We start from the raw sequence: 7,924 nt of genomic DNA, 5'->3' as shown, positions 1-7,924 counted from the left end.
GGTGGGAACTCCAGAACTCCCAGAAACCGATCTCCATTGGATTGATTCTCGGGAGATCTGACCATCGGATATCACCCCAAAGTCGTTTCAGGACAACGACTTGGGAGATTTTCAGGGCCGACTTCTTAGGAGGTGGAGGCTCCTCGAATGCTGGGACGGTTCAGTAGTCGCGATCGAAGACTCAGACAACTGAAGTGACCAAGCACTGTAGGCGGAAGCTGGCCAAGCAACTCGCAGCCAATTCGGCGAAACGACAGGAGTGTCACCCATTAGCCGCCTCCGTCAATAGGGACGAGCAGATTTCTGCGGCCGTCCCCGCATTTTTCCATCCAAAGCCTGCATTCCCAGCCGTTGAGGTCACTGCACACTTGGTTCTCGAAGATTGGTTGCGCCGCTGCGCACCAGTCACCCATCAGGATCAAGGCTCAGGCGCTTTGCGGCGACTGGCCCCTGGCTGCGTTCGCAGCCCCAGAAAACCCTCCGTTCCCCACCGCGTCCAATCCACGCAGCCGGTCCAGCCGGCCGCACAGGTCTGTGGCTTCGCACGGGTGCGATCCAACCCCTTGTGGTTCACGGTACGGGCGCAACGAACTCTCATGTCTGGGTGGGATCGGCGCTGGCGTGCAATCAAGTCTCATGGTTGTGCCAACCCCAAAGCGACACTGCCAGCGCCGTCTCATTGAACAAGCGAACGCCTTATCCGAAGGCCCTCGACACGTCGAAGGGCTTGCCGTCTTTCATGACGTGGTAGCAGGCCCGCGCCAGCTTGTGCGCCACCGCCTTGATGGCCACCACCGACAGGCTGCTGCTGCACTTCTTCTGGTACCAGCGCTTGATTGCCGCGTCGTAGCGCACCGCGAAGTGCGCTGCTTCGATGAAGGCCCAGGCTAGGTGTTTGTTGCCGCACTTGGCATTGCCTTCGCCTTTCTTCTTGCCGTTCGATTCGCGCCGGCTGTCGACCGTGCGCGCGTACGAGGCGAAGTTGCCCGGGCTGTCGAAGCGTCCGACATCGCCGGTCTCCAGCGCGATGGTCAGGGCCAGCACCTGGCCGATGCCGCTGACCGTCTTGAGCGCCTGGTAGTCCTCGCGCAGCTTGGCCTTGGCCAGGATGCTGCGCTCCAGTGCATCGACCTGATCGTCCAGGCAGCGCATGACCGCCAGGTTGGCCTTCAAGGCCTGCTTTTGTTCGTCCAGCAGCGGCATCGCGTCAATGTGCTCAGACGTCCAGCGCTTGATCTCGTTGCCGCCAGCGTGGGTGCCCAGATTGCGTGCGACCAGGTTGCCCATGCTCAGGATCTGCGTGCTGCGCTGGCGAACGAGTTGGCTGCGCTTGCGCAGCAGATCGCGCACGGCGCGCTGCTCTCGTGGATAGATATAGCCAGTGGGCAGGATCCCCAAGCGCATCAGATGCGCCAGGTGACGCGCATCGCTGAAGTCGCCGCTGTGCTTGAGGCCTTCGTACTGCTTGACGGCGGCTGTGTTGACGAGGTGAACCACAAACCCGGCGTCCTGCAGGCCATCGACCAGCCAGTACCAGTTGTAGGTGGACTCCACCTCCACGCCCACGGGCGTGCTCGGGCACGACCGCAGCGCCACGATGATCGCCGCCAGCTCGTTGGGCAGGCGCTTGGCAAACCCCACGCGGTCCTGCTCGTCGAGCACGCTCACGACGCTGTTGTTGGAGTGCAAGTCAATCCCCGCATACAGTTCCATGTCGGTCTCCTTCGTGGGCACCATCGGTTGAATCGCAATCCAAACGATAGGCCCGTGAACGGAGGCCGACGCCTTGGGCTAGATGTTTATCAAGTCTTCTTGAGAGCTCGAAGGCGCCCGAGGAGATCATCTAGCTGGTACACAGCTTTAAGAATTTCTTTGGTGAGCTCGATTGCAACCTCTAGCTCGTCCTGCCCAATTGCATCGTAAGTCTGCGCCTCGATGTGTGCCGCATCATTACCAAGAAGACGAAGGTCATCCATTGCTGCCAGGAGCCCTTGCGGAAGCACAACGGAAGATTGGAGTGTGTTAACTCGAGCCTTTAGGTTCGCGCCAGTTGCACCTTTGTCTTGACATAGCTCCTCCAGTGTGCGGCGAATCATGATCGCCGCAGCGACGTGCATACCTTCAGCTTGGCAAGACAACGCCTCTTCGAATGTTTTGACAATCGTCGCAGGAATCGCTTTGGAATCGAAATCAATCCGCTGTGGCGGGTAGCTCTTGACTACGTTGCTCTGTAAGTCATAAACACAGAACACCTGAGCTCTGCAGCTTGGATCGGGACAGAAGCGCTGGCCGAGAAAGATGTCTCCAGTACGAAGATCATGAACGTTCTCGATGGTCTGGAACGTGCCAGTCTTCCTGCAAGCGGGGCAGCGCAGAGATAGCGGTCGGTTGCCACCAACTGAGAATTGCTTCAATTTGACTAGCACCTAATATCTCCTCAGACACTTAACAAATGGGAAGAAACTTCACCTATATTCGGTGACCGCGCAAGCATCCCGAAAGACGCTGCTTGAAACAGTCGATTGCAACATCCTGAAGCTGCGGAGCAGTGTAAATGCCCTGCGCGCTAGTGCATCGATACATTAGTTGACCTAGACGTGCATCAGACTCTTGCATCAGCCGCTTCGTCGGCCCATCCCACCGAAGAGCCTCGTATACGAACGCTGTTACACAGCGGGCCAGGCGCATTCATGAGAAATTCGGAACAAGCTCTTTTGGCACCTGAAGGTATTGTGGAAGATCTTGGAATAGGTCCCTTTTTGGACCAAGAAATCTGATACTTTGACCTTTGTCTACCGCTATTGTATAGTAGTGATTGATAAACTTGCCGGCCGCAATGCCAAATATTGGTCTCAACAGATTTATTAGGCGCGCATCCTCGAGAAAATGAGTAATTATAGCGGCCGCCCCTACTACTGCTTGCTCGCTTACAGAAAACTCCGGCCGCTCAGTTTCCAATCGATCAATGAAGACCCTAAAGAAGGCAGCATTTCCCTTGGACATATCAAAATGCCTGAGAGCTAGATCGGCCAGATACTCGGCAGGATCAGAGGATAGAGTCACAGCTATCGCGAGTTCCGCCGCCAAAAGTGAGAAATAAGCTCGAACGGACTTCACGGACGGAAGTCTGACCAGATATTCTGCGGTTAAAAACTCTTGAAGCGACTTATGGGCAAACTCGTAATGAGCATGTCCACTTTGAATTAACAGCCCCGTGTGAGACTCCAACTCCTGCGCCACAAGTCGCGACTGTTCTCTTGGAAGTGAATATCGATCACAAAGCCGAAGATAGATTCTCTCCAGCGTAAAAACATCGAAGCGCGATTGCCTTTCGAGCGTCGTCAATTGAAACGCCATTGCGGACAAGAAATCACGTTTTCGGTCAACAGAAAATTGAGAATAGTGGCTCACTCTTTGGACAGAACGTTGCTCATCCCAATCTTCTAGTAAGAGCGCTACCACTTTGCGGTAGACGCTTCTTGGTTCATTCGGTATTCGACCCAGTCGTTCGTAAATTGCACAGAGATGGGCCATTGTCAAAGGACGAATTGCCGTGTCGGAGTACGGAGATGTGCGGACCTGCCGAATGAACTCCTTTGCAAGCGATGCGTCGCCGAGCCAGCGCTCTGCAAAGCTTTCGATCTGCTCCTCCGATAGTGGCGCTATTTCAAACTTCTTTGCGCCTTCAATTTCATACTTAAACTCACCCGCGCGACAGGTAAGAATTATTCTCGATTTATTTTGAAGCGAACTAAATCGTCTTACCTCCGCTACAATGCTTGACCTTGTACTTTCATCCGGAACTTCGTCCAACCCATCGAGCAACAGGCATGCATTAAGGAGATCCAGATGACGACTCACAATTTCGAATCTGAAATTTGGAATTTCATTGGCCAACTTCCCCATCGCATCAACTGGATATAGTCGGATTTCAAGGCCAAGAATTTGACAAATGTGATCAGATAGGGGGAATTTCGAGCGAGACTGACCTATATCTCGAAGGCGAATAACTATTGGGAGATCATTTCTTCCTAGTACCTTGTCGCTTCTGAAAAAGTCAAGACAAATCTTCTGGATTGAAGTTGTTTTCCCAGCGCCCGGCTGACCGAGGAGAATGCAGTGATCGTCGCACGCGCGAAGGGCGGGAAGCGCATCTGCTATGTTGTTTCGCTCTTCGATTGATATTTGCGCTCGAACCGGAATTAGATAAGTTTTTAGATCGACATATATGTCACTGACGTTCTTCTTGTGAAGCTGATCAAAAAAGTTGCTATGGGTAGACCATTTTTTTATGAACTGCACATGCTTTTGTAGATGATCTCTGATTTTGACAGGCGAAGTGTCGAGGCGTGCAGTAGCCGGGGCGCCCTTATGTTGCAAATCGGAGTTAATCGCCTTCACCCGATCACCAAGTAGATCAACAGCGAATTTCGCTGCTTCCTCAAGAATTTTGTTGGAAAGAAGTTCAAGCATGGCGTTGATTTATGATAAGAAAACCTAGCCTGCTTATAGGGTAACAGCCCCGCTCCGTAGCATCTGCCGCTGTCTTCATAACATCCTGTGCCGCAAATTTTCTTTATAGTTTGATTTTGCGGGCATCGAGCCAGAGTGCACGGCCCGTGTCAGTCAACACCAAACCTGCTTGGCAAGCAGACCACCAGCATTGGAGCAGACGAAGCCGTCTCGTCAACATCTACCTGTAGGATGAACCTGCACCCAGCGGCATTGCCGCTACCGCATGCATGCGATGCAACTAGCCACCTACAACGCCGGCAACTGCCGCTGCAAGTGCTCCGCAAACTCCACCGCCAGCGGCGGCGGTCTTCGCAGGTCGAAGGCGACGGCCAAGCCGACGTCGGGCAAACGGGGTAGCAGTTTGCCGGTGGGCAGCACCTGCAGGTCCGGCGGGACCGCGGCCTGGGTCAGCACAGCGATCGCCTGGCCTGAGCGCACCACCGCCAGCAGGCCGGAGATGCTGCCGCTGGCGTAGGCGACGCGGTAGGCGCGGCCGATGGCGTCCAGGCCTTCGCAGGCGGCGCGGTGATCCAGCGTGTCGGGGTCGGACAGGGCGAGTTGCAGCGGTTCGCGCAGCACGGCGTCGTCGTCGTGCTTGCCCACCCACACCAGCGGCTCGCGGCGCACCACGGGCGTGGTGTTGTCTTCCTGCGCGGTGGAGACCAGCGCCAGGTCCAGTTCGTGGCGCTTGAGGCGTTCGCGCAGGCGGGGCGTGGGGGCGCACAGCACTTCCACGAAGACCTGTGGATGACGGCCGGCGAAGCTGCGCAGGATGTGGGGCAGGAAGGCGGTGGCGTAGTCGTCCGGGCAGCCGAAGCGCAGCGTGCCGGAGAGGCCGGCGCCGGAGATGTCGGCCACCGCGGCGTCGTGGTGGCGCAGGATGGTGCGGGCATGGGCCAGCAGGCGCTCGCCATGCAGCGTGAGTTGCACGCCGCGGCCGGTGCGGTTGAGCAGCGGCTGGTTCAGCATGGCCTCCAGCTTCTTGACCTGCATGCTGACGGCGGCCTGCGTGCGGCCAACCCGACCTCCCGCACGACCCAGCGTGTGGGTCTCGGCAATGGCCACGAAGGTGCGCAGCAGGTCGATGTCGAGGTGGCGGGTCATGCATCGGGTCTCCGGCCGCCCATCTTGCCATCAAGCCACCTGATAGCTGGTTTCATAAATATCAGCTTTCCTTGACCCCTTGCCTTTCGTAAGCTGGGCGCGAATCAAGCCACCCACAGGAGCGCCCATGTCCCGCAATGACGACCCCGCCTTCTGGCAGCACGCCCGCCAGCACCTGATCCGCTACGGCGGCAGCTTCGAGCCGATGATCATCGAGCGGGCGCAAGGCAGCTTTGTCTACGACGCCGACGGCCGCGCCATCCTGGACTTCACCTCAGGCCAGATGAGCGCGCTGCTGGGCCACGGCCACCCGGAGGTGGCTGCGGTGGTGGCCGAACACGCTCGAAACCTGGACCACCTGTTCAGCGGCATGCTGAGCCGCCCGGTGGTGGACCTGGCCACGCGCCTGGCCGAGATTGCACCGAAAGGCCTTACCCGCTCGATGCTGCTGAGCACCGGCGCCGAGGCCAACGAAGCAGCCCTCAAGCTGGCCAAGCTCTACACCGGCAAGTTCGAGGTGGTGAGCTTCGCCCAGTCCTGGCACGGCATGACCGGGGGCGCCGCCTCGGCCACCTACAGCGCCGGCCGCAAGGGCTACGGGCCGGCGGCGGTGGGCTCGTTTGCCATTCCCGCGCCCTACCCCTACCGGCCGCGCTTCGAGCGCCACGGCCGGTTCGACTGGCAGGCCGAGCTGGACTACGCCTTCGACCTGATCGACCGCCAGTCCAGCGGCAACCTGGCCGCCTTCATCGCCGAGCCCATCCTCAGCTCCGGCGGCATCCTCGACCTGCCGCTGGGCTACTTGGCCGCGCTGAAGCAGAAGTGCAGCGAGCGCGGCATGCTGCTGATCCTGGACGAGGCGCAGACCGGCGTGGGCCGCACCGGGCTGATGTTCGCCTGCAACCGCGACGGCGTCTCACCCGACATCCTGACCCTCTCCAAGACCCTGGGCGCCGGCCTGCCGCTGGCCGCCGTGCTCACGTCGGACGAGATCGAAGAGACCTGCCACGCGCGCGGCTTCCTGTTCTACACGACACACGTCTCCGACCCGCTGCCTGCCGCGGTCGGCCTGAAGGTGCTGGAGGTGGTCGAGCGGGACGGGCTGGTGGAGCGCGCCAGGCTGGCCGGCCAGCGGCTGGAGCGCGGCCTGCGCGCGCTGCAGGAAGAGTTCGCCTGCATTGGCGACGTGCGCGGCCGCGGCCTGCTGCTGGGCCTGGAGGTAGTGAAGGACAGGGCCGGCAAGGAGGCCGCGCCGGAGCTGGGCTCGGCCATCACGCGCGAATGCATGCGGCTGGGCCTGAGCATGAACATCGTGCAGCTGCCTGGCATGGGCGGCGTGTTCCGCATCGCCCCGCCACTCACCGTCAGCGACGAGGAGCTGGACCTGGGCCTGTCGCTGCTGCGGCAGGCGATGCAGAAAGTGGCGTGAACAATCGTCCAGGGACCTCGCGGCATCCTCTGCCTGGATGATGGTGGTGGCGCAGGGCCGGTGCTAGCGTCGCCGCTCCCCACCCATACCAAGCGAGTTCCAGATGACGAAGTACCTCCCCGCAGCACCGTTGCGCAAAACCCTGGCCCTGTTGGCGCTGGCTGCACTGACCAGCCCGGGCTGGGCCCAGGACGTGGGCCTGTCCACCCGCACCCATGCCATTGCCTGGACGCTGGACTTCGACAACCAGCCCGTCGAAGCCTTCGACTACAGCGACAGCGCCACCACTGCCGGCCTCGGCAACGACTACTCCACCTCCATCGGCGACGCCATCAACGGCACGCATGCCAGTTGCCAGGCCGGTGGCAGCCTCGGCTGGATCACGGCCAGCAGCAGCGCCAGCTACCCGGCCCATGGCAGCTACGACTTCTCGCTGTACGCCAAGTGCATCGCCGAGGTTCACTCGCGCGACCGGATCCTGGCCAGCGCACCGGGCGTGCCCGCCGGCACCATGATGAAGTACACCGTCACGGTGGACACGAACGCCTACTCGAACGTCATCGACCCCTCGCTGACACCCGACGCGGTGGTCGCCCGCCTGCTGGTCACCGTGGCCAACGACAAGCACAAGGCCGACGCCAGCATCAACAACACCGACGCCTCGGTCGAACCGCTGAGGCTCAAGCGCACATTCCAGGTGCCGGCCGGCAGCTACTTCGACATCGATGCGATGCTCAAGACCAAGGCCAAGTCCTTCGCCGGCGAAGGTGCCAGCGGCGCCTCTGCCACCGCCGACTACGCCCGCGTGCGCGTGCGCTCCGAGACGCCCAACGCCAACATCACCGGCGTCTCCGGACACTCCTACCGCTGACGCAG

Annotated in this window: 6 protein-coding genes; 2 read left to right on the top strand and 4 right to left on the bottom strand. The window is 59.7% G+C overall.

Annotation, left to right across the window (positions count from 1 at the left end; all coding sequences use genetic code 11):
* Positions 1-696: 696 nt before the first annotated feature.
* The 4 genes from LRH25_RS32070 to LRH25_RS32055 form a co-directional block, all read right to left on the bottom strand.
* Positions 697-1,713: an IS110 family RNA-guided transposase gene (locus LRH25_RS32070; protein ID WP_141287985.1), complete on the bottom strand. Its 1,017-nt coding sequence runs from the start codon at positions 1,711-1,713 to the stop codon at positions 697-699.
* A gap of 89 nt (positions 1,714-1,802) precedes the next feature.
* Positions 1,803-2,426 (bottom strand): DUF4145 domain-containing protein, encoded by a 624-nt coding sequence (locus LRH25_RS33240; protein ID WP_141287984.1) that lies wholly within the window; start codon positions 2,424-2,426, stop codon positions 1,803-1,805.
* A gap of 262 nt (positions 2,427-2,688) precedes the next feature.
* A complete protein-coding gene (locus tag LRH25_RS32060; RefSeq protein ID WP_141287983.1) occupies positions 2,689-4,473 on the bottom strand; it encodes an NACHT domain-containing protein in 1,785 nt (594 codons plus the stop codon).
* 288 nt (positions 4,474-4,761) lie between these two features.
* Positions 4,762-5,619 (bottom strand): LysR substrate-binding domain-containing protein, encoded by an 858-nt coding sequence (locus LRH25_RS32055; protein ID WP_141287982.1) that lies wholly within the window; start codon positions 5,617-5,619, stop codon positions 4,762-4,764.
* Positions 5,620-5,746: 127 nt separating this feature from the next.
* Between LRH25_RS32055 and LRH25_RS32050 the strand changes: the two genes are divergently transcribed.
* Both LRH25_RS32050 and LRH25_RS32045 read left to right on the top strand, forming a co-directional pair.
* Entirely contained in the window at positions 5,747-7,048 is a 1,302-nt protein-coding gene (locus tag LRH25_RS32050; RefSeq protein WP_141287981.1) for an aspartate aminotransferase family protein, read from the top strand.
* 103 nt (positions 7,049-7,151) lie between these two features.
* On the top strand, positions 7,152-7,919 hold the full coding sequence (locus tag LRH25_RS32045) for a hypothetical protein (RefSeq protein WP_141287980.1): 768 nt from the start codon (positions 7,152-7,154) through the stop codon (positions 7,917-7,919).
* Positions 7,920-7,924: the final 5 nt, after the last annotated feature.

It is taken from the genome of Ideonella azotifigens (assembly GCF_021043325.1).
GTDB classification, from domain to species: Bacteria; Pseudomonadota; Gammaproteobacteria; order Burkholderiales; family Burkholderiaceae_C; genus Ideonella; species Ideonella azotifigens.
This window is presented reverse-complemented; position numbering and strand designations above follow the sequence as displayed.